The sequence below is a fragment of the Kribbella sp. NPDC051137 genome (genome assembly GCF_040682535.1).
Classification (GTDB): Bacteria; Actinomycetota; Actinomycetes; order Propionibacteriales; family Kribbellaceae; genus Kribbella; species Kribbella karoonensis.
The window spans coordinates 217148-242391 of sequence record NZ_JBFBBI010000007.1 but is presented as its reverse complement, the minus strand read 5'-3'; the positions used below and the strand labels follow the sequence as shown (position 1 = coordinate 242391).

27 protein-coding genes are annotated in these 25244 nt (G+C 70.5%); 8 read left to right on the top strand and 19 right to left on the bottom strand.

Going from position 1 to position 25244, the window contains the following annotated elements:
• Positions 1-122 precede the first annotated feature (122 nt).
• Complete coding sequence (locus AB0M51_RS36460; protein ID WP_344198319.1) at positions 123-941, top strand: SAM hydroxide adenosyltransferase; 819 nt, start codon at positions 123-125, stop codon at positions 939-941.
• Here AB0M51_RS36460 and AB0M51_RS36455 read toward each other — a convergent pair.
• Genes AB0M51_RS36455 through murI form a run of 5 tightly spaced genes read right to left on the bottom strand, consistent with a single transcriptional unit; the run spans position 929 to position 5494 of the window.
• Positions 929-1522 (bottom strand): TetR family transcriptional regulator, encoded by a 594-nt coding sequence (locus AB0M51_RS36455; protein ID WP_344198321.1) that lies wholly within the window; start codon positions 1520-1522, stop codon positions 929-931. The genes AB0M51_RS36460 and AB0M51_RS36455 overlap by 13 nt on opposite strands.
• Positions 1519-3015, bottom strand: coding sequence for a DHA2 family efflux MFS transporter permease subunit (locus tag AB0M51_RS36450; RefSeq protein WP_344198323.1), 1497 nt, complete (start codon positions 3013-3015; stop codon positions 1519-1521). Before AB0M51_RS36450 ends, AB0M51_RS36455 begins: the two co-directional genes overlap by 4 nt.
• Before the next feature lie 60 nt (positions 3016-3075).
• Positions 3076-3906 carry an alpha/beta hydrolase gene (locus AB0M51_RS36445; RefSeq protein ID WP_344198325.1) on the bottom strand — a complete coding sequence of 277 codons (831 nt, stop codon included), beginning with the start codon at positions 3904-3906 and terminating at the stop codon, positions 3076-3078.
• The gene (locus AB0M51_RS36440; protein WP_344198327.1) at positions 3887-4633 is read right to left on the bottom strand and encodes an MBL fold metallo-hydrolase; all 747 of its coding nucleotides are present in this window, start codon (positions 4631-4633) and stop codon (positions 3887-3889) included. Before AB0M51_RS36440 ends, AB0M51_RS36445 begins: the two co-directional genes overlap by 20 nt.
• A gap of 57 nt (positions 4634-4690) precedes the next feature.
• Complete coding sequence (gene murI, locus AB0M51_RS36435; RefSeq protein WP_344198328.1) at positions 4691-5494, bottom strand: glutamate racemase; 804 nt, start codon at positions 5492-5494, stop codon at positions 4691-4693.
• A 167-nt stretch (positions 5495-5661) separates the two neighbouring features.
• On the opposite strand from murI, the gene AB0M51_RS36430 reads away from it, so the two are divergent.
• A complete protein-coding gene (locus tag AB0M51_RS36430) occupies positions 5662-6024 on the top strand; it encodes a hypothetical protein (protein WP_344198330.1) in 363 nt (120 codons plus the stop codon).
• An 82-nt stretch (positions 6025-6106) separates the two neighbouring features.
• Here the strand turns inward: AB0M51_RS36430 and AB0M51_RS36425 are convergent, their stop codons facing one another.
• The 5 genes from AB0M51_RS36425 to AB0M51_RS36405 form a co-directional block, all read right to left on the bottom strand.
• The gene (locus tag AB0M51_RS36425) at positions 6107-7057 is read right to left on the bottom strand and encodes a cysteine synthase family protein (RefSeq protein WP_344200686.1); all 951 of its coding nucleotides are present in this window, start codon (positions 7055-7057) and stop codon (positions 6107-6109) included.
• The gene (locus tag AB0M51_RS36420) at positions 7054-7338 is read right to left on the bottom strand and encodes a MoaD/ThiS family protein (RefSeq protein ID WP_344198332.1); all 285 of its coding nucleotides are present in this window, start codon (positions 7336-7338) and stop codon (positions 7054-7056) included. The genes AB0M51_RS36425 and AB0M51_RS36420 overlap by 4 nt, the downstream gene beginning before the upstream one ends.
• Before the next feature lies 1 nt (position 7339).
• On the bottom strand, positions 7340-7798 hold the full coding sequence (locus AB0M51_RS36415) for a M67 family metallopeptidase (protein WP_344198334.1): 459 nt from the start codon (positions 7796-7798) through the stop codon (positions 7340-7342).
• A gap of 71 nt (positions 7799-7869) precedes the next feature.
• On the bottom strand, positions 7870-8847 hold the full coding sequence (locus AB0M51_RS36410; RefSeq protein WP_344198336.1) for an aldo/keto reductase: 978 nt from the start codon (positions 8845-8847) through the stop codon (positions 7870-7872).
• A gap of 10 nt (positions 8848-8857) precedes the next feature.
• On the bottom strand, positions 8858-9265 hold the full coding sequence (locus AB0M51_RS36405) for a nuclear transport factor 2 family protein (protein WP_344198338.1): 408 nt from the start codon (positions 9263-9265) through the stop codon (positions 8858-8860).
• A gap of 52 nt (positions 9266-9317) precedes the next feature.
• Between AB0M51_RS36405 and AB0M51_RS36400 the strand changes: the two genes are divergently transcribed.
• On the top strand, positions 9318-9896 hold the full coding sequence (locus tag AB0M51_RS36400) for a helix-turn-helix domain-containing protein (RefSeq protein WP_344198340.1): 579 nt from the start codon (positions 9318-9320) through the stop codon (positions 9894-9896).
• A 1-nt stretch (position 9897) separates the two neighbouring features.
• On the opposite strand, the gene AB0M51_RS36395 is transcribed toward AB0M51_RS36400, so the two are convergent.
• The gene (locus AB0M51_RS36395; RefSeq protein ID WP_325042534.1) at positions 9898-10452 is read right to left on the bottom strand and encodes a DUF2017 domain-containing protein; all 555 of its coding nucleotides are present in this window, start codon (positions 10450-10452) and stop codon (positions 9898-9900) included.
• Positions 10449-10736 (bottom strand): ATP-dependent Clp protease adapter ClpS, encoded by a 288-nt coding sequence (clpS, locus tag AB0M51_RS36390; RefSeq protein WP_344198343.1) that lies wholly within the window; start codon positions 10734-10736, stop codon positions 10449-10451. Before clpS ends, AB0M51_RS36395 begins: the two co-directional genes overlap by 4 nt.
• A gap of 49 nt (positions 10737-10785) precedes the next feature.
• Here clpS and AB0M51_RS36385 point away from each other — a divergent pair, with 49 nt between their 5' ends.
• On the top strand, positions 10786-12120 hold the full coding sequence (locus AB0M51_RS36385; RefSeq protein ID WP_344198345.1) for a nicotinate phosphoribosyltransferase: 1335 nt from the start codon (positions 10786-10788) through the stop codon (positions 12118-12120).
• A complete protein-coding gene (locus AB0M51_RS36380; protein ID WP_344198347.1) occupies positions 12117-12578 on the top strand; it encodes a MarR family transcriptional regulator in 462 nt (153 codons plus the stop codon). Before AB0M51_RS36385 ends, AB0M51_RS36380 begins: the two co-directional genes overlap by 4 nt.
• Here AB0M51_RS36380 and AB0M51_RS36375 read toward each other — a convergent pair.
• On the bottom strand, positions 12573-13850 hold the full coding sequence (locus tag AB0M51_RS36375; protein WP_344198349.1) for a D-arabinono-1,4-lactone oxidase: 1278 nt from the start codon (positions 13848-13850) through the stop codon (positions 12573-12575). The two genes, AB0M51_RS36380 and AB0M51_RS36375, sit on opposite strands and share 6 nt — an antisense overlap.
• 36 nt (positions 13851-13886) lie before the next feature.
• Here AB0M51_RS36375 and AB0M51_RS36370 point away from each other — a divergent pair, with 36 nt between their 5' ends.
• Positions 13887-14894 (top strand): YdcF family protein, encoded by a 1008-nt coding sequence (locus AB0M51_RS36370; protein WP_344198351.1) that lies wholly within the window; start codon positions 13887-13889, stop codon positions 14892-14894.
• Here AB0M51_RS36370 and AB0M51_RS36365 read toward each other — a convergent pair.
• Genes AB0M51_RS36365 through AB0M51_RS36355 form a run of 3 tightly spaced genes read right to left on the bottom strand, consistent with a single transcriptional unit; the run spans position 14891 to position 17436 of the window.
• A complete protein-coding gene (locus AB0M51_RS36365) occupies positions 14891-15655 on the bottom strand; it encodes a sulfite exporter TauE/SafE family protein (protein WP_344198353.1) in 765 nt (254 codons plus the stop codon). The two genes, AB0M51_RS36370 and AB0M51_RS36365, sit on opposite strands and share 4 nt — an antisense overlap.
• Positions 15656-15662: 7 nt before the next feature.
• The gene (locus tag AB0M51_RS36360) at positions 15663-16343 is read right to left on the bottom strand and encodes a response regulator transcription factor (RefSeq protein ID WP_344198355.1); all 681 of its coding nucleotides are present in this window, start codon (positions 16341-16343) and stop codon (positions 15663-15665) included.
• Positions 16336-17436 carry a sensor histidine kinase gene (locus tag AB0M51_RS36355; protein WP_344198357.1) on the bottom strand — a complete coding sequence of 367 codons (1101 nt, stop codon included), beginning with the start codon at positions 17434-17436 and terminating at the stop codon, positions 16336-16338. Before AB0M51_RS36355 ends, AB0M51_RS36360 begins: the two co-directional genes overlap by 8 nt.
• Before the next feature lie 100 nt (positions 17437-17536).
• On the opposite strand from AB0M51_RS36355, the gene AB0M51_RS36350 reads away from it, so the two are divergent.
• Positions 17537-18910 carry an alpha/beta fold hydrolase gene (locus tag AB0M51_RS36350; protein ID WP_344198359.1) on the top strand — a complete coding sequence of 458 codons (1374 nt, stop codon included), beginning with the start codon at positions 17537-17539 and terminating at the stop codon, positions 18908-18910.
• On the opposite strand, the gene AB0M51_RS36345 is transcribed toward AB0M51_RS36350, so the two are convergent.
• The 3 genes from AB0M51_RS36345 to AB0M51_RS36335 all read right to left on the bottom strand — a co-directional run bounded on the left by AB0M51_RS36345 (position 18907) and on the right by AB0M51_RS36335 (position 24007).
• Positions 18907-20451, bottom strand: coding sequence for a fibronectin type III domain-containing protein (locus AB0M51_RS36345; RefSeq protein ID WP_344198361.1), 1545 nt, complete (start codon positions 20449-20451; stop codon positions 18907-18909). The genes AB0M51_RS36350 and AB0M51_RS36345 overlap by 4 nt on opposite strands.
• Before the next feature lie 80 nt (positions 20452-20531).
• Positions 20532-21863: a rhamnulokinase family protein gene (locus AB0M51_RS36340; protein ID WP_363752753.1), complete on the bottom strand. Its 1332-nt coding sequence runs from the start codon at positions 21861-21863 to the stop codon at positions 20532-20534.
• On the bottom strand, positions 21860-24007 hold the full coding sequence (locus AB0M51_RS36335) for a family 78 glycoside hydrolase catalytic domain (RefSeq protein ID WP_363752750.1): 2148 nt from the start codon (positions 24005-24007) through the stop codon (positions 21860-21862). The genes AB0M51_RS36340 and AB0M51_RS36335 overlap by 4 nt, the downstream gene beginning before the upstream one ends.
• 66 nt (positions 24008-24073) lie before the next feature.
• Between AB0M51_RS36335 and AB0M51_RS36330 the strand changes: the two genes are divergently transcribed.
• On the top strand, positions 24074-25234 hold the full coding sequence (locus AB0M51_RS36330; protein ID WP_363752747.1) for a GDSL-type esterase/lipase family protein: 1161 nt from the start codon (positions 24074-24076) through the stop codon (positions 25232-25234).
• The last annotated feature ends 10 nt before the right edge of the window (positions 25235-25244 follow it).

Here is a 25244-nt window from a genome sequence, read left to right as displayed (position 1 = left end):
GCTGAGCCCTCGATGCGGGAGGACTTCAGCGGCGTAGGCACGTGTGCTTGCAGCGAGAGGCCCCCGATGTCGGGGGCCTCTTTTCGTTTGACCCGAAGCTGCAGACCACCTTGGAGTGCCACATGATCACGTACATCACCGACTGTCACGACGGCAACGCCCGGGCCAGACTCAGCACCCGGATCGGCGCGCTCTTCGGGCAGGCCCCGACGATCGTCGCCGCCGACGGGCCCGATCCGGAGTCGTTCGCCGCGCTCACCCTCCTCGACTGCCTGATATCCCTGGATCTGCTGGGCGAAGCGGGCCATCCGACGATCACGCTGCTCAACATCGCACCACGGGACGGCCTCTGGCCGAACGGCGTACCGTTCTGCTTCTTCCACTACGGCAAACACCTGGTCGTCAGCACCTTCAACGCCCGCGTGCTGTCCTTGGTACGGCGGGAGCTCGGCATCGAGAAGGTCCACGTCACCGACATCCGCGAGGCGGTGACCGCGGCCGGGTTCGGGCCGGCGGACGTCGAGAAGATCGCCGGCACGCAGTTCCGCAGCCTCTGGTATGTGCCGTTGCTGGCGAAATGGGTCGCCGACGGGCACCCGGTCCCCGCGACGGAGACCGCCGTACCGGAGCCCGTCGACGCCGAGCCGGTGGTCGCGCACGTCGACAACTTCGGCAACTGCAAGCTCGACCGCGGCCTCGACCTGGTGGTCGGCGGCACGCTACCCGTTGCCCGCCGCAACGATGACGGCAGTACGACGGTCGTCGACGTGACGGTCTACCCGCACCTGACCGCCGTACCGCGGAACTCCCCCGGCCTCGTGCCGGGCAGCTCCGGCACCGGGTTCACCGAACTGGTGATCCGCGGCGGTTCGGCGGCCGCCGAGTTCGGGCTCCGCCCCGGTGACCCGGTGCTGGAAGCCGCCGGCGCTCAAGTGGCGTGAGGCTCCAGCGAAAGGCCGGCGAGCTGGTCGAAGGCCTTGTCCATCGTCTTCAGGTACTCGGGCAGCGGTGCGTCGACGGCCAGGAACTGGTACGTCGCCATCACCACGCCGACGACCGCGCCGGCCCAGGCGCGGACCGCGAAGTCGTCGGCGGCGCGTCCGGTGCGCTCGGCCGCGAGACCGGCCAGCAGGTCGATACCGCGGTACAGCTGATCGAGCATCCGGACCCGCAGTTCGGGCACGCTCATCACGAGCCGCTGACGCTCCGACTCCAGCGCCCACTCGTCCTCGCTCAGCACGTCCAGGCTCTGCCGGATCGCGGCCCGGAGCGCCTCGGTCGGGTGCATCCCGGCCGGCTGCCCGCGGAACAGCTCGATCATCACCGGGTCCAGCCGGTCGAAGACGATCGTGTCCTCCTTGGTCGGGAAATACCGGAAGAACGTGGCCGGCGACACCTCGGCCGCGGCGGCGATCTCCTGGACCGTCGTCTCGGCGTACCCCTGCTCCCGGAACAGCCGCAGCGCATGCTCCTGGATCGAGGCCCTGGTCTTCGCCTTCTTCCGCTCCCGCAAGCCGGTCATACGTCGATTGTGACTGCTTCCGGCTCGACGGCGGCCGTACGGCGTGGAAGAAACACCAGCGCGAGCACGATCGACACCGCCGCGAGCCCGCTGCACACCCACAGCGTCACGTCCATCCCGTGCACAAACGCGGCGCGAGCGGAGCGGGTCAGTTCCGGAGAGCCCAGGGCGATCGCGGCGGACGCGCTGTCGCGGGCGACATGGGCCGCCGCGGGTGGGAGGACGGTCACGTCCAGGTGGCTGCGGTACGCCGCGTTGAGCACCGTGCCGAGGATCGCGACGCCCAGCGAGCCGCCGACCTGCCGGAACGCCTGGATCAGCGCGGACCCCGAGCCGCTGCGGTCGAGCGGCAGCGTGGCGAGCGCGAGCCCGTTCATCGGCGGCAGCGTGAACCCGATGCTGAGCCCGACCAGGCTGACCCAGAGCGCTGTGAACCCGTACCCGTCGCCGGCCTTCGTGAGCGCACCGACCGCCAGCCCGACCAGCATCAGCCCGAACCCGAACACCACCGCCACCCTCGCCCCCGCCTTCTCCAGCAGGCGTTCGGCGATCTTCGCGCCGACCAGCATCCCGCCGATGATCGGCAACAATCGCAATCCGGCCTGGAACGCGTCGGCGCCCTGCACGGCCTGGAACAGCTGAGGCAGTACGAACAACAGCCCCACCAACGCGAACGACGCCAGCGTCGCGAGCGCCGTCCCCCAAGTGAAGCCCGCAGACCGGAACAGCGACAGCTCGATCAACGGATCCGCTGTACGCCGGGCCCACGCCCAGAACGCCACCAGGAACGCCAGCCCGCCCGCGATCCCGCCGAGCGCCCACGCCGAGCCCCACCCGTGTTCCCCCGCGGCGATGAACCCGTACGTCAGCGCGACCAGCCCGACCGCCGTCAGCACGATCCCCGGTACGTCGATCCGCCGCGCCCGGTGTCCGGCCGTCCTCGGGATCAGTACGGCGACCGCGACCAGCCCGACCGCGACCAGCGGCAGGTTGATCAGGAACACCGAGCCCCAGCGGTAGTGGTCGAGCAGCCAGCCGCCGAGCAACGGGCCGAGCGGGATGCCGATCGAGTTCGCCGTCAGCCAGATCGTCATCGCGCGCTGCCGTTCCGCGGGCGCGAACAGCAGGTTCAGCAGCGACATCGAGAGCGGGATCAGGAACGCCGACCCGATGCCCAGCGCTGCGCGGCCCGCGATCAGCTGTCCCGGAGTCTGCGCGAACGCACACGCCGCCGACGCCAGCCCGAACAGCACGAGCGCGCCGAGCATCAGCCGTTTCGGCCCGAACCGGTCGCCGAGCAGCCCGGCCGGCAGCAGCAGCGACGCGAGCACCAGCGTGTACGCGTTCGCGAACCACTGCAGCTGACTGGTCGACGCCTTCAGGTCGGTTGCGAGCGTCGGCAACGCGACGTTCAGCACGGTCAGGTCCAGCCCGATCACGATCAGGCTGACCGACATCGCCCCCAGGGCCCACCACCGGCGCGGATCCAGCATGACGAACACCTTTCTGAGATCAGCTCTAATTTGAGAGTAGATCTCAGAATTGTGATTTGTCTAGCGCACGGCGCCGCGCAGCACCTCCCGGACCAGGTCGGGCTGCTCGAGCCACGGCGAGTGACCGGCACCCGGGATCAGGTGGAAGGTGTGATTCGGGACCTGGTCCGCGAGGTCGCGAACAGCCCAGGCCGGCCGCGGATCGCCCTCACCGTGCACGAAGGTGACCGGCGCGCGGATTGTCGCCGCCCGCGCCCTCAGCTCGTCGTCCGTGGCACGCCCGGCCGCCCCCAGCGCGCGGTTGGCGGCGAAGTTGATCGGCAGGTCGACCGACGCGCTCGCGTACGCCCACTCCATCGCGCGCTCCCGATCCGCGTGGTCGGTGAACCAGGACAACGCCCGGAACTCGATCTCCTCCGCCTGCGACCGCGGCCGGCCGGACAGTTCCTCCAGCCGGGCGTCCTGCTCCGGCGTGATCCGGCGCGCGCGTTCCTCGCGGTACGCCGTCCGCCAGTCGCCGACGCCGACCCCGTCGAGGTACACGACGCCGGCCACGTGATCGCCGTACGACGCGGCGTACGCCATCGCGAGCGAGGCGCCGAACGAGTGGCCGAGGACAACGATCCGTTGATGACCGAAGTACGTGCGGAGCTCGTCGATGTCCTGCGCGCTGCGGGCCATCGACTGCGTGTCCGACGGACCCGAACGGCCGCAGCCGCGCTGGTCGAAGCGGTGCACGACGGTCAGGTCGCCGAGCATCCCGGCCAGTACTTCGTGGTCGTCCCAGAGCCCCGGCCCGCCGTGCAGGATCACGACCGGCGGGCGCTCCGCACTGGCCGTCCCGGTCGTTGCGGTCCACAACCGCACGCCGTCAGATGTCGAAAACGGCATGCGGGGTAGCGATCTCGACCGGGCCGGAGAAGGTACGGCGGGCGTGCTCGGCCTGCGTCTCGCGGTCGTACCACGGCGGCACGTGGGTGATCAGGAGCCGCTTCACCCCGGCCTTCTTCGCGTGCTCACCGGCGTCCGACGGGGTCAGGTGCAGGTCGGCCGGGTTGCCCGGATCGTTGTCCTGCAAGGCCGCCTCGGACAGCAGCACATCGGCGCCCCGGGCAAGTTCCACCAGCGCGTCGTTCGGCCCGGTGTCCCCGGTGTAGACGAGCGACCTCTCGCCGTACTCGACGCGGATCGCGTACGCCGGCACCGGATGCACCATCGGCGCGGTGCGGATCGTGAACGGTCCGACCTGCTGGACTTCCTGCCAGGTATGGAATTCCAGCTCCTCCTCCATCCCGGGATCGAGCGGCAGGTCGTACGCCAGCGCCATCCGCTCCGCCGTCCCGGGCGGGCCGAGGACGGGGATCCGCGGGATCGGCGAGCCGGGCGCGTAGCGCGCCGCGACGTACAGGCCGCAGAGGTCCATGCAGTGGTCAGGATGCAGGTGGGACAGGCCGATCGCCCCGATCTCCGGCACCGCGAGGTGCCGCTGGAGCGAACCGAGCGCGCCGCTGCCGAGGTCGAGCACCAGGTGGAACCCGTCGGCGGTGACCAGATAGCTCGAGGCGGCCGAGTCCGGCCCGGGTACGGACCCGGAGCAACCGATCACGGTGAGCTTCATACCTGGAACCCTACCGGCGAGTCGCCTCCGGCGCAGGACGATTCAGGTCACACACCGTCAACGTACCCAGGCGAACTGGTCCACGTTGGCGAGCGCCGGACCGAGGAAGCGCGAGCCGATCGCGGCGAACTCGGCCGGGTTGCCGGTGGTCACGAAACGGTGCTCCGGCGCGGGCAGGTGGTCGGGGCGCAGCAGGTTCGCCTTGGTGAGCACGGAGTACACGTCCTTCGCGCACTCCTCCGCGCTGCTGACGAGCGTGACGTTGTCGCCCATCACGTACGAGATCACGCCGGTCAGCAACGGGTAGTGGGTGCACCCGAGGATCAGCGTGTCCACGCCGGCTTCGACCAGCGGGTCCAGGTACTCGTGCGCGGCCTCCAGCAGCTCCGGCCCGGACGTCACGCCCGACTCGACGAAGTCCACGAACTGCGGGCAGGCGCGGGTGAACAGCTCCACCTGCGGCGCGGCCGCGAACCCGTCCTCGTACGCCAGCGACTGCGCGGTCGCCTTCGTGCAGATCACGCCGACGCGCTGGTTGCGGGTCGCGGCAACGGCCCGCCGGGCGGCCGGCAGGATCACCTCGACGACCGGTACGTCGTACCGCTCCCGCGCGTCCCGGAGCATCGCGGCACTGGCCGAGTTGCAGGCGATCACCAGCATCTTCACGCCGGCGTCGACGAGATGGTCGAGGCATTCGAGCGCGTACTCGCGGACCTCGGCGATCGGCTTCGGTCCGTACGGCTGCCGGGCGGTGTCACCGAGGTACAGGATCGGCTCGTGCGGCAACTGGTCCAGAACCGCGCGGGCGACGGTGAGTCCCCCGAAGCCAGAGTCGAAGATCCCCACCGGTGCGTCAGCCACAGGAAGAGCTTATACAGGTCCGGTCGCGGGCAGATCGGAACCCAGCCTTACCTAAGCTTTACGGTCGACACGCCGGGGTTGTCCACATCTTTACGTTATGGAATTGCCTTTTCGCGTGATGCACGCCACTCTGGAGCGATGTTTGTTCGACCGCCCCTCGTGATGCCATGAACCTGCTGCATCACCTCGCGGTGGCCCTGAATACCACCGCCGCACCAACTCCGCAGCCCGACCACGTCGCTGTCGCAGGACAAGCGGCGAGCCAGAGTGCGGAGTCGAACAACAGCACAGCCGCGGACGTCGCGTCCTCGATCGGACCGACAGGTCTGCTGCTGTTGCTGCTGATGGCGATCGTCGCTGTGTACGTCGTCTCGCTGTCGCTGCACCCGAATGCCAAGTGCAACAGGTGCAAGGGTGCCGGCCGGCACCACGGCAGCATCTTCAGTTACGCCCAGCGCCCCTGCAACAGTTGCAAGGGCCGCGGGGTCCACCCACGACTCGGCCGCCGGGTCCTGTTCAAAGAACCGTAGGATGACCTAACCCCTGCAAAAGGTGCCCGAAGCAACAATCAGGGCACCGGGTCCGGGCCGGATCTCCGCCCGCCGGTCCGGCTCAGGCCCAGAGCTGACCCTCGAGGCGATCCTCGGCCTCGTCGATCGTGCCCTCGTACGCGCCGGTGGACAGGTACTTCCAGCCGCCGTCCGCGACCACGAAGGCGATGTCCGCCTGCTCGCCGTCCCGCACGCACCTGGCCGCCTGGCCGAGCGCCGCGTGCAGGATCGCGCCGGTGGAGATCCCGGCGAAGATGCCCTCGTTGTCGAGCAGCTCGCGCACCCGGCGGACGGCGTCCCGCGGTCCGACCGAGAAGCGCGCGTCGATCAGCGTCTTGTCGTAGAGCTCGGGGACGAAGCCCTCGTCCAGGTTGCGCAGGCCGTAGACGAGTTCGCCGTACCGCGGCTCGGCGGCGACGATCTTCACCTCCGGCTTGTGCTCGCGGAAGAACCGGCCGGCGCCCATCAACGTGCCGGTCGTGCCGAGGCCGGCCACGAAGTGCGTCACCGACGGCAGGTCGTCGAGGATCTCGCGCGCGGTGCCGTCGTAGTGCGCCAGCGCGTTCGACGGGTTGCCGTACTGGTAGAGCATCACCCAGTCCGGGTGCTCCTCCGCGACCTGCTTGGCGACCCGCACCGCTTCGTTGGACCCGCCCGCGGCCGGGGACGAGATGATCTCGACACCCCACATCCGGAGGATCTGCCGGCGCTCCTCGGAGGTGTTCTCCGGCATCACGCAGACCATCCGGTAGCCGCGTAGTTTCGCGGCCATCGCGAGCGAGATGCCGGTGTTGCCCGACGTCGGCTCGAGGATCGTGTTGCCCGGACGCAGCCGGCCGTCCTTCTCGGCGTCCAGCAGCATCCGCAGCGCGGCCCGGTCCTTGATCGACCCGGTCGGGTTGTGGTCCTCGAGCTTCGCCCAGAGCCGTACGTCGCTCGACGGCGACAGCTTGGGCAGCCCGACCAGCGGCGTACCGCCGACCGAGTCGAGCAGGCTGTCGAAACGCATCAGACCGCGCCGCCCGCGACGGCCGGAAGTACGACGACCACGTCTCCGTCCTTGACCTCGGTCTTCAGGCCGCCGGTGAACCGGACGTCCTCGTCGTTCACGTAGACGTTCACGAACCGGCGCAGCTCCTCCGGGTCGCCCTCCACGATGCGCTCCTTGAGGCCCGGGTGGTTGCCGTCCACGTTGTCGATGAACGCGGCCAGGTCGGCCCCGTCGCCGGTGACCGCCTTCGCCCCGCCGGTGTAGGTGCGCAGGATCGTCGGCACGCGCAGCTCGATCGCCATCTCAGTCTTCTCCTTCGAGTGTTTCTGTATAGGAACCAACCACGCGTACTTCTTCTTCCGTGACCTCGCCGTCGACGATCCGGTACGACCGGAACTCGACCGGCCCGTCGTACGCCGGGTCGTGCGCGCCGTCGCGCGTCGACACCAGGACGTAGTGCGCCCCCGGCTCCTGCGCGAGGTTGATGTCGGTCCGCGACGGGTACGCCTCGGTGGCGGTGTGCGAGTGGTAGATCACCACCGGCTCCTCGTCCCGCTCGTCCATCTCCCGGTAGAGCCGGAACAGATCACCCGAGTCGAACTCGTAGAACGTCGGCGACATCGCGGCATTCAGCATCGGCACGAACCGGGTGGCCCGATCCGACCCTTCCGCTCCCGCGACCACCCCGCACGCCTCGTCCGGATGATCCTTGCGGGCATGCGCGACGATCGCGTCGTACGTCGCCTTCTCGATGACCAGCACAACCCCACGGTACGGCGGCGGCGCGGGCGACCCCGCCAACCACGGAGTCGGTCCAGAATGCGGACAGTGCGTTACCAGCGGTCGTGGATCGCCGGCCGGATCAGGTCGTCGTAGGTCTGGCGGACCGCGTCGAGGCGGTCCGGAGTCAAGGGCTCGAGTGCCGCGGCGGACACGTTGCCGGCTACCTGGACCGGGTTGCGGGCGCCCGGGATGACGACCGAGACGGCCGGTTGGTCGAGGATCCAGCGGAGGGCGAACTGGGCCATCGTGGCGCCGGCCGGGAGCCAGGGCATCAGCCGGCGGACTGCTTCGAGGCCGGTGCCGAACGGGACGCCAGAGAAGGTTTCGCCGACGTCGAAGGCCTCGCCGTGGCGGTTGTACGTACGGTGGTCGTCGGCGGCGAACGTGGTGTGTTCGTCGTACTTGCCCGACAGCAGGCCGCTGGCCAGCGGGACGCGGGCGATGATGCCGACGCCGGCCGCCCGCGCGGCGGGGAGGACCTCGTCGAGTGGCTTGAGGCGGAACGCGTTCAGGATGATCTGGACCGTCGCCACGTGCGGGCGGGCGATCGCGGCCAGCGCCTCCGCGCAGGTCTCGACGCTCACGCCGTACGCCGCGATCCGGCCCTCGTCGACCATCGCGTCGAGGGCGTCGAAGACCGCGTCGTTCGAGTAGACGGAGGTCGGCGGGCAGTGCAGCTGGACCAGGTCGATCGTGTCGACGCCGAGGTTCCGCCGGGAGCGGTCGTTCCAGGCGCGGAAGTTCGCCGCGGTGTAGTTCTCCGGGACCTGCTCCACCCGGCGGCCCATCTTGGTCGCCACGGTCAGCCCGTCGTACGACGAGAGCACCTTCCCGACCAGTCGCTCCGACCGCCCGTCGCCGTACACGTCCGCGGTGTCGATGAACGTCACCCCGCCGTCGATCGCCGCCCGCAGCACCGCGAGCGCGTCGCTCTCCTCCACCGCGCCCCAGTCCGCTCCGAGCTGCCACGCCCCGAGCCCGACCACACCCACATCCCGCCCGGTCCTCCCGAGCCGCCGCGTCTCCATGGACACAAACCTACGTGAGCCCGCCGAGCGGGACGCGGCGCGGGAGGATCCGCCGGTGGGCGATCCGCCAGCCCTTCGGCCCGCGGCGGACGGTGTCGACGTACGTCGCGGTGCCGCAGCCACGGTCCGCGAGTACGGCGAGGCCCTTGGACCGCACGGTCGCGGTGTCGTCGTCCGGGCTCCCGGTGATCACGACGTTGGTCACGAGGTGCGCCAGCGGGTTCCCGGCGCCGAGCTCCAGCGCGGCCGCGCGGACGGCGTCGACGCCGACCAGGACGTCGCCCCCGATCTCGCTCACGTCGTACACCACGTCGTCGGTGAACAGCTCGCTGAGGCGGTCGAGCTCGCCCTCGTCGAACAGGTGCCCGTGCAAGGCGAGCGTCTCCCCGATGGCCCATTTGTCGTCGGCGCTGAGCATGTCCGAGTCCTTTCCGCGGAGTTCCCCGGTTAGTTCCGCTACGCTAACGGGGATGTCCCCGGAAAACCAGCCCCAGCCGGTACGACGCCGCCGCGCGGATGCCGAGCGCAATCGCGACGCGGTGCTCGCCGCTGCCGGACGGCTGTTCGCCGAGCGCGGCCCCGACGTCGCGCTCGACGAGATCGCGAAGACCGCCGGTGTCGCCAACGCCACCCTCTACAGGCACTTCCCAACCCGCGCCGACCTGCTCGTGGCCGTGTACGCCGACGAGGTCGCCGGATTGGACCGCTACAGCGTCGAGCTCACCGCACAGGCCGACCCCGACCGCGCGCTGACCGCATGGCTCCGCGCCTTCGCCGACCACGTCGCGACGAAACGCGAGCTCGCCCAGGCCGTACCCGACGACCCGGCCGGCGACCGGAGCGCGCTGTACGCCGGCTGGCACGCCACCATGCACCTCGCCGCGCAGCGACTCCTCGACCGGGCACGGACCGCGGGCACCATCCGCGCCGACCTGACGACCAGGGACCTGCTGATCGTGGTCAGCGGTATCGCCCTCACCGGATCGTCAGGCCCGCAGCTCCACGCACTCCTGGACCTGGTCCGCGACGGCTACCGCTCCGGGCGATAACTCAGCGCATGTTGTGCAGCAACGCGGACTGCAGGTACCCGAGCCAGTCGTACAGGTCGTACGTCAGCCGCCGCGGGTCGTCGTCGTCGAGTTTCTCCCAGGTGGCGTAGTCGTCCTCGTCCTTGATGTCGAGACGGGTGCCGATCGCCAGCCGCAGGTCGTTCAGCGCGCGCAACCAGGCCAACTGCTCGTCCGGCTCCAGCGCGATCTCGTCGGCGCCGGACTCCTCCAGCGCGGACAGCACCCGCTTCGCGTCGGTGACCTTGCCCTCGCGCAGCCCGCGCTCGGTGAACCGGCGGAACTCCGCCGACGCCTGGTCGTCCTGCTTGTACGCGTCCGGCAGCAGCCGCTGCAGTACGACGTCCTCCGGCGGCGAGGTCGGGCCGTCGTTGTCGCTGAGCAGCGCCTCCAGCGGATCCGCGGGAGTGGTGGTGCGCGGCGGCAACCCGTCGTACAGCAGCTCGACCAGGTTCCGCAGGAGGTTCGCCAGGATGTCTGCCTCGTGCTCGGCGAAGCTGACGACGACCGTCTTGCGGCGCTTGCGGAACCGCGTCACGACTTCTCGCAGGTGGCCCAGAGGCCGTAGGAGTGCATGGCTTCCACGTCGCGTTCCATTGCTTCCCGATTGCCGTTCGACACCGCCGACTTGCCCTCCGAGTGCACCTGCATCATCAGCTTCTCGGCCTTCGACTTGGAGTAGCCGAAGTACGTCTGGAAGACGAACGTGACGTAGTCCATCAGGTTGACCGGATCGTTCCAGACGATCGTCACCCAAGGTGGGCTCAGCTCGATCGCCTCGTCGACCTCGGGGCTCTCCAGCTCGCTCGGTGCGGTGCTCACCTGACCATTCTCTCCATCATCGGCTCCGGTCTCACAATAGGCTGCTCCTGTGACCCACTCGACGGCCCTGTTGACCGACCACTACGAGCTGACCATGCTGCAGGCCGCCCTGGCGGACGGCACGGCGGAACGCCGCTCGGTGTTCGAGCTGTTCGCCCGGCGGCTCCCCGACGGCCGCCGGTACGGCGTGGTCGCCGGCGTCAACCGGCTGCTGGACGCGCTCGAGCAGTTCCGGTTCGACGAGCAGACGATCGCCTTCCTGGCCGATCGCGGCATCGTCGACCAGGCTACCCGGGACTGGCTGGCGGGCTACCGGTTCAGCGGAGACATCTCCGGTTACGCCGACGGCGAGATCTTCTTCCCCGGTTCGCCGGTGCTGGTGGTGGAGTCGTCGTTCGCCGAGGCAGTGCTCCTGGAAACCGTATTCCTCTCCATCCTGAACCACGACTCCGCGGTCGCGTCGGCGGCCTCCCGGATGACCTGGTGGGCGGGCGGGCGGCCCTGTATCGAGATGGGCTCCCGGCGGACCCACGAGGAGGCCGCGGTCGCCTCCGCGCTGGCGGCGTACGTCGCGGGCTTCGGCGCCACCTCGAACCTGGAGGCCGCCCGCCGGTACGGCATCCCGAGCACCGGGACCGCGGCGCACTCGTTCACACTGCTGCACGACCGCGAGCGGGACGCCTTCCGGTCCCAGATCGATGCGCTCGGCAAGGGCACGACCCTGCTCGTCGACACGTACGACGTCGCCGAGGCGGTCCGCACCGCGATCGAGCTGACCGGCCCGGACCTGGGCGCCGTGCGGCTGGACTCCGGCGACCTGCCGTCGCTGGCCGGCCAGGTCCGCGAGCAGCTCGACGCGCTGGGCGCGACGAAGACCAAGATCATCGTGACCAGCGACCTGGACGAGTTCCAGATCGCCGCGCTCGCCCCGGCGCCGGTGGACGGCTACGGCGTCGGTACGTCGCTGGTCACCGGCTCGGGCTACCCGACCTGCGGGTTCGTGTACAAGCTGGTCGCCCGCGAGGACGCGAGCGGCGACCTGGTGCCGGTGGCGAAGAAGAGCCCGGACAAGATCTCGATCGGCGGCCGGAAGTGGGCGCTGCGCCGCCGGTCCGCGGCCGGCGTCGCGGAACTCGAACTGATCGGCGTCGGCGAGCAGCCGGTCGACGACGGCGACGACCGCGTCCTCCTGAAGCCGCTGGTCGAGGCCGGCAAGATCATCGGCCGGACGACGCCCGCGGAGTCGCAGGCCCACCACCAGAAGGTCCGCGACGAGCTCCCCCGCTCCGCCAGCCAGCTGAGCCGCGGCGAGCCCGCGATCCCGACCGAGTACGTCGGCGACTACGACGCCCGCAACCCGTTCCGGTCCCGGAGTCACACATGAGCGAGGACTGGTCACCGGACGCACCCGCCGACGAGGCCGACGTACTGATCGCGCTGCGGTTCGCGGACCGGGCCGCGCGGAAGGCCGTGGCCGAGGAGCTCGCCGGGACCGAGCTGCACACCGGGCAGGAGCTGGTGCTCGCGAAGCTCCTGCACCACGGCTCGCTCCCGGTGGCGCGGCTGGCGAAGGTGCTGGACGTCGAGGTGCCGACCGCGACCAGGACCACCCAGCGGATGGAGGCGGCCGGGCTGGTACGGCGGGTGAAGAGCACGACCGACGCGCGGCAGGTCGGCATCGAGCTGACCGACCGCGGTGTCGCGCTCGCGCACACCGTCCAGGAGGTCTACGACCGGGCCGGCCGTCGCGCCCTCGCGAACCTGTCCGCCGAGGACCGCCGCGTCATCCGCAACCTGCTCTGGTCGATCACCTCGACCGTCGAGGACCTCACCCAGCTATAACGGCAGGAACGTGTCCAGGTACTCGTTGCGGAACTTGCCGTTCGGGTCGTACTTCGCCGCGAGCCCGATGAAGTCCTTCACCTTCGGGTAGCGCTCCGCGAGCGTGGCCGCGTCCGCCGCGAAGACCTTGCCCCAGTGCGGCCGTACGTCGAGATGGCCCAGCGCCTCCTCCAGCTCGGCGACGACCGGCCGGACCGCGGCCTCGTCCTGGATCCAGGTGAAGTGCAGCGCCACCGTGTCGCGGCCCTGGCTCGGGCTCAGCCACAGCTCGTCGGCGGCGACCGTCCGTACCTCCGACACCTGCAGCACCGGGGCGAACCGGCCGCCGAGGGAACGCAGTACGTCGACCGCCTCGGCGGCCCGGGCACGCGGCACGAAGTACTCGGACTGCAGCTCGTCGCCGTTGCTCGGCGTGAACTCGAGCCGGAAGTGCGGCAGGCGTTCGTTCCACGGCCCGGGGACGCCGCCCTGCTGGGTCGCGTAGTCGGCCGGCATCACCTTGATCGGGTGCCGCGGCCCGTCCGCGAGCCGGCCGCCCATCCACTCCGGGTCGGGTTCGGTCAGCTCGCGGCGCTTCCGCCAGACCATCACGTCCGGGTCGGCCCAGTCGGTGAACGCGCTCACGCTGTACGCACTGCCCATCACGTCCGCGAAGTCCGACCGCAGCCGGTCGACCGGCACGCCGTCGTACACCACCTGACTGATCTGGTACGACGGCTGGACGTCGAGCGTCAGGCTGACCGTCACCCCGAGCGCGCCGAGCGAGACGACCGAGCCGTCGAAGTCCGCGTCGTCCCGGGTGAGCGTGACGAGCTCGCCGTCGGCGTTCACGAAGGTGATCGCGCTGACCGCGTCCGCGAGCGGTCCGTTGCTGTCGCCGGATCCGTGCGTACCGGTCGCGCAGGCGCCCGCCACCGAGATGTGCGGCAACGACCCGAGGTTGTGCAGCGCGAGCCCCTGGGCCTGCAGCGCGGCCGTGATCTCGCCGTACCGAGTGCCGGCCGACACCGTCACACCGTGCTCACCGACCTCGATCACCTGGGGCAGTTCCTGCACGCTCACCAGCACGCCGGAAGTGTCCGCGATCCGGTTGAACGAATGCCCGGTCCCGAGCACCCGCAGCTTCCCGGACCTCGCCACCAGTTCCTGCAGTTCCTCGACCGTCCGCGGTCGCTGCAGCTCGCTCGCAAACTCGACGTTCCCGGCCCAGTTCGTGGTCATGCCCGCAGCCTCGCACACCATCGCCGGATCGGCCTCGTCCCGTCCATACACCGAGCCTCCCCCACCTCGGTGACGGTGCGTGGTTGGATGGCGTCGATGGTCATCAGCTTCGGTATCGCCGGGTTCTGGTTCCTGATCTTCGGCGTCAGCTTCTGGCGGGATCGGCGGCTGTTCAAGAACGGGATCTTCCTCGTCCTGACGCTGATGTTCGCCGGGCTCGGCGTGATCTTCGCGGTCGAGACGGTGAGCAAGCCGGTGGCGGTCGCGATGGTGTGGGCGATCGTGATCGCGATCCCGGTGGCGATCGCCGTCCTCGCGGTGTTCCTGGTGGTCAACGGGGTCACGATGCTGCGCCGCGAACGCCGCCGGCTGTCGAACCTGCTGTCGCTGATCGTCGGGCTCGGGATCATCGGGTTCGTGATCTTCAGCCTGCTGGTGCAGCGGATCGGGTGGGAGCCGCTGGCCGCCGTACGGTCGGTGCTGCTCGGCATCCTGACCTACGTCTCGTTCCTGTTCCTCTGCTTCCTGGTGTACGCGTTCTTCTACAGCCGGGTCCGCTCGTCGCGGAAGGTGGACTTCGTCGTCGTGCTCGGCTCCGGCCTGATCGGCTCGCGGGTCCCGCCGCTGCTGGCGAGCCGCCTGGACCGCGCGCAACAGGTGTACGAACGCGCCCTCCGCAAGGGCCGCTCGCCGCGGATCGTGACCTCCGGCGGCCAGGGCCCGGGCGAGGACCTGCCCGAGTCACACGCGATGGCGGCGTACCTGGTCGAGAAGGGCGTCCGCGAGGACCAGATCATCCTCGAGGACAGGTCGACCACCACCTGGGAGAACCTGACCTTCAGCCGGGACCTGATGGCCGAGCTGAGGCCGGAGTACCGCTGCCTGATCGTCACGAACAACTTCCACGCGTTCCGCGCCGCCCTCACCGCCCGCAAGGCGAAGGTCAACGGCCAGGTCGTCGGCTCCCCCACCGCCGCGTACTACTGGCCGACGGCAACAATCCGCGAATTCATCGCGATCCTGGCCGGCCACCCGTACATCAACGGCGCCGCCTGCCTGCTGATCACTATGCTCGCGGTCGTCCCGCACTTTTAGAACAGCATGAGCGTCGCGGCCGTGATGCCGGCCAGGACGATGAGGACGCGGAGGAAGGTGGCGGGGAGGCGGCGGCCGATGTGGGCGCCCGCGTAGCCGCCGATGACGGAGCCGGCCGCCAGCAGGGCGGCGGCGCGGAGGTTCAGCTCGGCGACGAAGAGGAAGATGATGCCGGCTACCAGGTTGGCGGCCAGCAGGGCGAGGGTTTTGAGGCCGTTGACGACGCGGAGCTCCAGGTCCAGGCCGATCCCCAGGACGGCCATCATCATCACCCCGGCACCCGCACCGAAGTACCCGCCGTACACGCCGGTCAGCGTCGTGCCGACGATGGTTGCCGGAGACATCGATCGCCGGAGGTCGTGCGGGTGCTGAGAGCGCGACCGCAGCCACCGCGAGATCCACGGCTGGACGCCGACGATCAAGCAGGTGAACAGGATCAGCCACGGCGCCGCCGCGGCGAACACCCTGGACGGCAACGCCAGCAGGAGCGCCGCGCCGCCGATCGCACCGAGTGCACAGACGAGTACGACGACCACGACCTGCCGGCGGGGCACCTCCCGCAATTCCCGCCGGTACCCGAACGCGCCGCTCAACGCCCCCGGAAGCAGACCGAGCGTGTTGGAGGCATTCGCCACCACCGGCGGGATCCCCAGCGCGATCAATACCGGGAAGCTCAACAACGAAGCAACCCCGACGGTCGACGTGAGGATTCCCGCCCCGAGCCCCGCGCCGACAACTGCCAACTGCTCGGGCCCGGTCACCCCACGATTATCCCCGAGGAGCGCGGCGCGGCCGCACCAGGTTGGACTCGTAGGCGGCGATGACCAGTTGGGCTCGGTCGCGGGCGTGGAGTTTGGCGAGGAGGTGGCCGATGTGGGTTTTCACGGTGCCCCGGCCGACGTTCAGGTGGTCGCAGATCTCCTGGTTGGAGAGACCGCGGGCGACCAGTGTCAGCACCTCGCGTTCGCGGTCGGTCACGCCGTCCAGCCCGGTCAGCGGCGCCTGGCCGGGCTCGGCCAGGCGGGCGAACTCGGCGATCAGCCGCCGCGTGATCGACGGCCCGAGCAGGCCTTCACCCGCGGCCACCACCTCGATCGCGTGCAGCAGCTCGACCGGCGGCACGTCCTTCAGCAGGAATCCGCTGGCCCCGGCGCGCAGCCCGGCGTACACCGCGTCGTCGAGGTCGAACATCGTCAGGATCAGCACGCGCGTCCCGGCCGTCTCGGGCGCCGCGCAGATCTGCCGCGTGGCCTCGATCCCGTCCAGCGTCGGCATCCGCACGTCCATCAGTACGACGTCGGGCCGCTCCCGGCGCGCGAGCTCGACCGCCTCGGCACCGTTCGCCGCCTCGCCGATCGTGGTCAGCCCGGGCGTGGTGTCGATCAGCACCCGGAAGCTCCCGCGCAGCAGCGCCTGGTCGTCGGCCACCAGGACCCGGATCTCACTCATGCGGCAGCCGTACGACGACCTCGAACCCGCCGCCCGGCAAGGCGCCGGCGCGATACGTCCCGCCGTACACGCTGACGCGCTCGCGGATCCCGATCAGCCCATGCCCTTCGACCACCGGACCGCCCACGCCGTCGTCGGCGACCTCCACCTGTACGGCGTTCGCGCACCCGGAGACCGTGATCCGGCAGTGCCGGGCGCGGGCGTGTTTGGCGACGTTCGTGAGACATTCCTGGACGATCCGGTGGACGGTCAGCCCGACGGCCTCCGGGAGCGGCGCGGGTAGGTCGAGCGTGAGGTCGACGCGGACGCCGGTGGATTCGACGCGGGCGACCAGCTCCGGCAGGGCCGCGAGCCCGGCCGGCGGGGCGAGGTCCGCGGGTTCGTCGTCCGAGGTGCGCAGCAGGCCGAGCATGTGCCGCAGCTCGACCAGTGCGTCGCGGCTGGTCGACTCGATCACGGTCAACGCGTCGGACACCTCCTCCGGACGGACCTTCAGGACGTGGTTCGCGACCCCGGCCTTGACCGCGATCAGACCCATGCTGTGGGCAACGATGTCGTGCAGTTCGCGCGCGATCCGCAACCGTTCGGCGGCGACGGCCTGCTCGGCGAGCACCTGCGCGGCGTGGGCGGCCGCCGCCCGCCGGTCGCGGACGACCTGCCCGAGGACCCACGCGCCGTACAGCGCGGCGAACCCGGTCAGCACGATCGCCGCCCCGGACCGCCCCGCGGGCGCGCCGGCCACGACGGCGAGCAGCAGTACGACGAACCCGAGGCCGCCGGCCAGCCCGAGCAGCCGACGGCTCGACACCGGGCGGGTCGAGCGCCGCTCCAGCGCGACGACGTACAGCACGTACGCCGCTGCCAGGAACGGGTCGCGCAGCGCGTCCGCGAGGACCGCGACCGCCGAGACCACTGCCGCGAACCCGAACGCGGGCACCGGCCAGATCCGCCGTCCGGCGATCGGCACCGCGAGCAAGACCGCGACGAGCCCCGCGGTGGTCGATGCGGTGACCAGGACGAGTACGGCGTACCCGAGCGCGACGGCGCAGTCCACGGCGATCAACTGCCGCCTGGCCAAGCCGTACTCCGTCACGCGTCGAACCTAGCCGACGCGAAGGTGCCCCGCCTCGGACCGTGGTCCGACGGCTCCTGGTCCGATGTGCGAACGGGCGATCCGCGGAACCGTGAAGCGCATGCTGAAACTCTTCGCCGTCGGGCTGCTGACCGCCAACGTCCTCTCCCCACCCGCGCCGACGCTCACCTGGGGTGAATGCCCCGGCGGCCCCGGCTCCGTCGGGATCGAATGCGCCACGCTGAAGGTCCCGGTCGACTGGGACCGCCCGAACGGCCGCCAACTAACGCTGACCATCGGCCGGCTCCGCTCGACGGCCGCCGAGCCGAAGGGGTCCGTGCTGGTCAACTTCGGCGGCCCGGTCGGCATCAGCATCGACCTGATGCGCAAGTACGGCGGCGGGGAGTCCTTCGCCGGGCTGCGACAGAAGGTGGACATCGTCACCTGGGACCTCCGCGGCGGCCCGAACGCGCCCGGCCTCAGCACGAACCTCCCGTGCGACTGGACCGGCGCCCGGATCCCGTCGCTGCCCCGGAACCAGGCCGAGTTCGATCGTCTGGCGGCCACCAACCGCGCGGCCGCGGAACGCTGCCAGGTGAAGGATCCGGAGCTGTTCGGCGCAATGGACTCGGCCACCCATGCCCGCGACGCCGACGCGATCCGGCAGGCGCTCGGCGAGCAGCAGACCAGCTTCTACGGCGCGTCGTACGGCGGGTTCATCGGGCAGGCGTACGCGCAGTTGTTCCCGCGGCGGGTCCGCGCGATGGTGCTGGACGGGACGTGGAACCACAGCGCCGCGGACTGGGACCACGAGCTGCCGCTGCTCGCGCGGGACGTGCAGAGCTACGTGATCCGGTTCTTCGATTGGTGCCGTACGCAAGGACATTGCCCGAACGCCCCCGCCCTCTGGCAGCGGGTGATGGCCCGTGCACCGCTCCCGGCGGGCGCCGTGAAGTACAGCGCCGACGACATCCGCTATCAAGCGGTCGCGCTCGCCCGGGTCGCCTCGTACTCACGACTCGCGGCTGCGCTCGAGAAGGCCGCGAGGACCGGTGACGCGTCCGGGTTCGTCCCGGATCCGCCCAACGCGCCCTACGCGACCACGGCCTCGCCTGGTGTCGTGGAGTGCACCGACTGGCCGCACCCAGCCGACCAACGTCAACTCATGCGGCAGGTACGCCGGATGCGCGCGGCCGCGCCGTACATCGGGGCGGTGGCGACGATCGAGCAGGCGATGCTGTCCTGCGTGGGCTGGCCGATCCCGGTCCGCAACCGGCCCGCGGCGTTGCCGGACGGTCTGCCGCCGCTGCTGATGGCCGGCAACTGGAGCGAGTTCCAGGCGGCGTCGCGGGTAGTCGACCAGGTGCCGGGCAGCGGGTCGATCTACCACGACGGGCCGGGGCACACGTTGTACCAGTTCAACGCGTGCGCCCGGGGGAAGATCGACGCCTACCTGGCCGATCTCGTCGTACCGGAGCCGGGAACTCGCTGCTAGCGGACCCTGACGGTGGCCGCGGAGCCCTTGGTGACGTTGCGGCCGTCGCTGACCTCGACGTGGTACGAGAGCGTCTGACCGCTGGTCAGGCCGGAGTCGGTGACCGAGGTGACGGTCGGTTCGGTCCACGAGTTCGACGTCCGCGACCAGCTGCCGATCCGGGTCTTGCCGCGGTACACCAGGTAGGTGAGCGTCAGGTTGTCGCGGTCGAGCACGGTGCCGAAGGCGATCGTCACCTTGTTCGGCCGCGCGCTCGCCAGCTTCGGCGCGGCCGGACGGGCCGGCGCCGCACCGCCCGGTACGCCGGTGAACCGGGTCAGCCCCTCCTGCGGCTTGCCGTTCACCGTGGTGAAGTCGCCGCCCGCCCACAGGTCGTTGCCGCCGGACGCGAACGCGAGCGGGCCGACCAGCGTCGTACCGCCGGCGTCGGTGTTCGGGAACCACGGGCCGAGCTTGCCGGTGATCGTGCTGTAGACGAGCAGGTGGTGCATCCCGGTCTTGTCCGGGAACTCCCCGTCCGCGCTGCAGTCGTGCGCGTGCGAACCCTTGTACAGCCAGTTGCCGATCGCAACGATCGCCTCGGTGGCTCCCAGGCACTTGCTCTGCCAGAGCAGCTTGCCGCTCGCGCTGTCCGCGGCGAGCACACCGTCGTAGCACTCCATGCTGTTGGTGCCGGCGTTCGACGCGAACACCTTGTTTCCTTGCACTTCGAGGTCTTTCACCCGGCTGTCGCACTCGTCCGACACCGGCGGGATCGCAGCGGCGGCCGGCATCGCCAGCACCGCGCCGGTCCGGGCGTTCAGCATCGCGAGCGCGTGCTGGTCCCGGCCGCCGATCGTGGTGAACCCGCCGCCGACGAAGATCCGCGCACCGTCGGTCGACGCCTCGATCGCGTGCACGTCGTCGTTCGCACCCGGGTTCCACGGCAGCAGTGCGCCGGTGCTCAGCGCGACCGCGGCGAGCCGCGCGCGGGCGACCTTGTCCACGACGCCGAACGACCCGCCCAGGTAGACCGTGCTCGCGGTGACCTTCAGCGCCGCGACGCGGTAGTTCACCACCGGGTCCCAGCCGGCCACGAGCTTGCCGGTGGCGACGTCGAACATCGCCACCCGGGACCGCGGTACGCCGTCCACGACCGTGAAGTCGCCGCCGATCACGACCCGGTGCCCGTCCGGCGACGCGGCGACGCTCCAGACCGGCCCGTTGACGCTCGGCGCGAACCTCGTCGGTACGCCGGTGGTCCGGTTGAGCACCACGAAGTACTTCCGCGCGACGTCCCCGGCACCCCGCGCCTTGCCCGGCGGCCGGACCCGGGTGAACAGCCCGCCCGCGAACACCAGGTCCCCGGCGACCGCGACCGCGTTCACACTCGCGTTCGTCTGCCAGGACGGCTGCTCCACCGACGACAACGCGGACCCGAACCCCCGCGGTGCGGTGTGCGTCACGGACTCCGTCGCCGCCTGCACCGCGGGCCCGGACGGGACCAAGGCAGCAGCAGCGACGGCCGCGGCGGTGACCGCGGCTAGGACGGCCTTCTTCATGAGCGAACCCCCAAGGGCCCGCTCCGGCGGAAGATGCCGACCCCATGACTCGGTGACAATGCGCCGTCAAACGATAACTGTCAGCTCATCTCCGGCCACAACCGGCCCGCCTGAACCAGCACGTTCCCGCGCGCCGTCGCCTCGACCGGACCGGCGACCACCGGAAGGCCGGTCAGCTCCGAGGTCAGGCGGCGAAGCACCTCGTTCTGCGAACCGCCGCCGACCAGGTGGATCCCCCGGAGCTCGGTCCCGGCGAGGCGCGCGAGCTCCCGGGTGCTCTCGGCGTACGCCGTGCCGAGCGAGTCCAGGATGCACCGGACCGTGGCGGGCGCCCCGTCCGGCGGGCGTTGGCCCGTCGCCCGGACGAGCGCGTCGATCCGGTCCGGCATGGCACCCGGCGCGATCAGCTCGTTGCTGTCGACATCGACGACCGGCCCACCGGACGGCAATGCCTCGGCCGCGGCGAGCAGCGGGTGCAGGTCGGGATTTCCCCAGGCGACGAGGGATTCCTGGAGCAGCCAGAGCCCAGCGAGGTTGCGGAGGAACAGCGTCTGCCCATCCGCCCCGAGCTCGTTGCCGGCACCGGCCCGCAACGACTCGCTACTGACGATCGGGCCGTCAAGCTCCAGCCCGACCAGTGACCAGGTACCGCTGGAGACGAACGCTGCCGGCCCCTCATGACCGTGTAAGCCGGCCACTGCCGACGCGGTGTCGTGCGACCCGACCCGCACCACCAGCACATCGGGACGCAGCCCCGTCGCCCGAACGACCTCGGACCGCAGCGGTCCGACCACGTCCCCAGCCGTCCGCAACGGCGGCAACAGCTCCGACGGCAGCCCGAGCGCGGTCAGCACTTCCGGCGACCAGTCCCGCGTCCGTACGTCGAGCAGCCCCGTCGTCGAGGCGATCGTCAGTTCGGTCCCGCGTTCGCCGGTCAGCTCGTGGACGATCAGGTCCGGCAGCATCACCACCGCCGCGGCCCGGTCCCATCCGTCGGCGGCCAACTGGTACACGGTGTTGATCGGCAACGGCTGCAGCCCGTTCACGTCGTACAGGTTCTCGACGCCGCCGAACCGCTCATGCACCGCGTCGACCACGCCCGCGGTCCGGTCGTCGCGGTACGACACAGGATCAGCCAGCAGTACGCCGGACTCGTCCAGTAGGCCGTAGTCCACGCCCCAGGTGTCGATGCCGATCGACGCGACGTCCGGGTACGCCCGCGCCAGCGCTCGCAGCCCGGTGAGCACCTGCGCCTTCAGATCGGCGTACGGCCAGCGGAGCCGACCGTCGCGGCGTTCCGCGCGATGGCCGAAGCGGTGCACGGTCCGCAGTTCGACCTCGCCCTTGTCAACGATTCCGGCGATCACCCGGCCGCCGGACGCACCGAGGTCGACGGCCCCGCAGACCCTCATCCGGCAAACCGGTGCCGCCCAGGACCGACGTCGTACGTCGTCCCGTCCGGCAGCTCCACGACCGCGGTCGTCTCCGCCGGTACGACGACCTCGAGGTCGAACCCGCCGTCCTCGACCGTCCACGCACTGCGGAGCTCGCCGTGCCCGGTGCGGTACGCCGCGGCCGCCGACGTCAGCCCGCCGCACGGCCGTGGCCGGATCACCACCCGGTGGAAGCCGATGTCTCCGGCCGCCTGCCGCAGCCCCGCGACGTGGCTGAAGAACCAGTCGTCGATCGCCCCGTTCATGAAGTGGTTCTGGCTGAACCCGAACGTCGGCCCGTCCCACGTCTCGGTCAGCGACGTCGCCCCGTGGCGCAGCATGTACCCGTACCCAGGCCGCTCGTCGACCTGCGTCAGCTGGTACAGCGTCTCGTGCCGGTCGTACGTCGCGAGCACCTCGACCAGCGACGCCATCGCGATCTCCCCCACGTCCAGGTAGTAGCCGTCGGCAACGATCCGGCGCTCCAGCCGATCCACCGCCGCCGCCTCCTCCGCGCCGGTGAGCACGCCAGAGTGGATCGCGACCGCGAGCTCCGCCACGGACTCACTCCCCACCTCCGCCGTGACGAACCGCCGCCGTACATCCCCCACGACCGCCGCGCGTACGTCGTCCCACCGCCGGCCGTCCTGCCCCAGCACCCAAGCGGTGTCGGCCAGTACGCCGAGTGCCCGGGCGAGCGTCGCCGTCGCGACGAACGGTACGTAGCGAAAGTCCCGACCGTTCCAGTCCCCCAACCCGTAGGTGACCAGCCCGTCCTCCCGCGACGCCAGCAGGTACTCGACGTACCGGACGGCGGTGTCGTGGTTGGCCGTCAGTACGTCGCGGTCGCCGTAGGTGCGGTAGAGCTGCCAGGGCAGGAAGACGCACACGAGGCTGAAGTTCACGTCACCGCGCCAAGGGTCCGGGAACGGGTCCCACTCGGGCACGTACAGCGCGATATGCCCGCTCGGCTCCTGCGCTTCGCGGACGATCCGCAACGTGTTCGCCAGTAGCTCGCGTACGTCGTAGTTCCAGCGGAGGATCGGGTAGACCAGGTGCAGCTGCTCGAGGTACCCGAGCTTCTCGCGCTGCGGGCAGTCGGTGAACATCGAGTACATGTTGGACGTGATCGCACGGCGGATGATGCGGTGCAGCTCAGTCACCTTGGCGTCGGACGACGTGAACGTGCCCGCGGAGTCGGCGACCGCGGCGAGTACCAGGCCGCGGGCGTCGGGCGCGGTGGGAACACCCGAGATCTCCAGGTAGCGCAGGCCGTTGTAGCAGAACGTCGGATGCCAGGTCAGCGGGGCGTCCGCGGTCGTGACCGTGTGGAAGACCGGGCCCCAGCCCTGCGTGACGGGGTTGATCTCGCCCGAGGGTTCGAGCAGTTCGGCGGGGCGCAGGCGGACCTCGGCGTTCGGTGGCAGGTCGAGTTCGACCCAGCCGGCGAAGTTCACGCCGAAGTCGACGACATGGACGCCCGGGCGCACCGTGGTCACGGACCGGGCGGTAAGGCGTTCGACCTCGCGGATCGGCGGGATGGTCTTGGCGGACAGCCTGAGTTCCACGGGCGTCTTCGCGGGAACGGCGGCCGGCCAGGACGCCATCGTCTGAAGGTCGGGCTCGTGGTGCGCGTCGTAGTCCTCGCCGCCGACCCAGTTCGCCGTCCGCACCGCACCGGTCGTCGCATGCCACGGTCCCAGCTCCTGAGGCCCGGTGTCGTCGGTCCAGTCGAGAGTGGCACAGGCGGCCAGTTCGCCGTAGGTGGTCTCGATCTTGGTCCAGCGGTCCTCGGTCTTACGAGAGCGGTAGCAGCCAGGGCCGAGCTCGATGGTGATCACGTTCGGCCCAGGGACGAGCCGCGCGGTGACGTCGTACGTGCAGAACTCGGCGCGAAGCGCGTAGTCCGTGTAGCCCGGCTCGAGCGGGTCGCTGACGACCTGGCCGTTGACCGCGGCGACGAAGACGCCGAGACCGGCGACGCGCAGGACGGCGTCGCGAGGCTCGCCGGTCACCTCGATCGCGGTGCCGAGCACCGGCAGTGGCCCGTCGGGGTCTTGCTGCCAGGCCGCGCTGGTCATCCATCCGGTCCGCCGGTCCGGCGCCTTCGCGTCGTCGTCCATGGCGCCGAAGTCTAGGCACGATTGGAGCGATTCAACTAGCCTTCGAGGACACTGGAAGGAGTTCGAATGGATCAGCTGTGGGACCTGGTGGCGGCCGCGGGCGGGATCGCGCCGGCCGAGCGGCGGATGGTCGTGGACGAGCCGGTCGAACTGCCGGACGGCGAACCGGACCGCTGGCGGCACGGCTACCGGCTGCGCGGCGTGATGACCGACTGCCGCGGCATCGACGACACGGCCGCACCCGGCGCCCTGCGGCCAGGCACCCTGCGACTGCGCGACGCCGACGGTCCACTCGACCCCGGCACCGACTACCTCGTCGACGAACACTGGGCCGCCCTCACCAGGAGGCGCCCCCTGCAAGACCCCGTCGCCGAGTACGAGTACTCGCTGCTGCGCGTCGATCTCCTCCTCGCCGACGGCCGCATCCTCCGAGGCCACAGCCACCTCAGCAACCCACAGCCCCCAGCCATCCCCGACAGCAGCAAGCCCCTGGCCACAATCTTCGTGCCGTACGCCGGCGACGAGCCGGTCCTGATCCCGTGGACGGACGTCGCGCGTACGCCGCTCTCGGCGCCGCAACCCGACCGTCTGCCCGCTGTCCGCAAGGCGATCGCCGAAGGGCGACCGGTGCGCATCACCTGCTGGGGCGACAGCGTCACGGCCGGCGGATCGGCGTCCAGCGAGCGAACGACGTACCCCTCGCAGCTAGGCAGTGTTCTGCGCACGGTGGGCATCGCGGCCGAGGTCCGTACGGTCGCGATCGGCGGCAGCGAGTCGCACGAGTGGCTGTCCGACGGGACCGCGCCGAACGGCGCCGACTGGCGGAACGTCGCCGCCACGGAGCCCGACCTGATCACACTCGAGTTCGTCAACGACGCCGAACTCGATCCATCGCGGTGGCCGAGGTTGTACGACGAGATCCTCACCCGCTGCCGCGCGGCCGGCGCCGACCTGCTGCTGCTCGAACCGCACTTCACCCGCCCGGACTGGATGCACATCGACCGCCTCGACGCCCCGGACCCACGCCCGTACGTCGCCTTCCTGCGCGCCTTCGCCGCCCGGGAGTTCGTCGCGCTCGCGGCCGTCTCCGACCGCTGGCACCGCCTGTACGCCGAGGGCGTCGCCTACCCCACGCTGCTCCGCAACGGCATCAACCACCCCGACGACCGCGGCCACCGGATCTACGCCGAAGAGGCCGCCGCCGTACTCGGGGCCGTCAAAGGCTGACGCCGGCGGC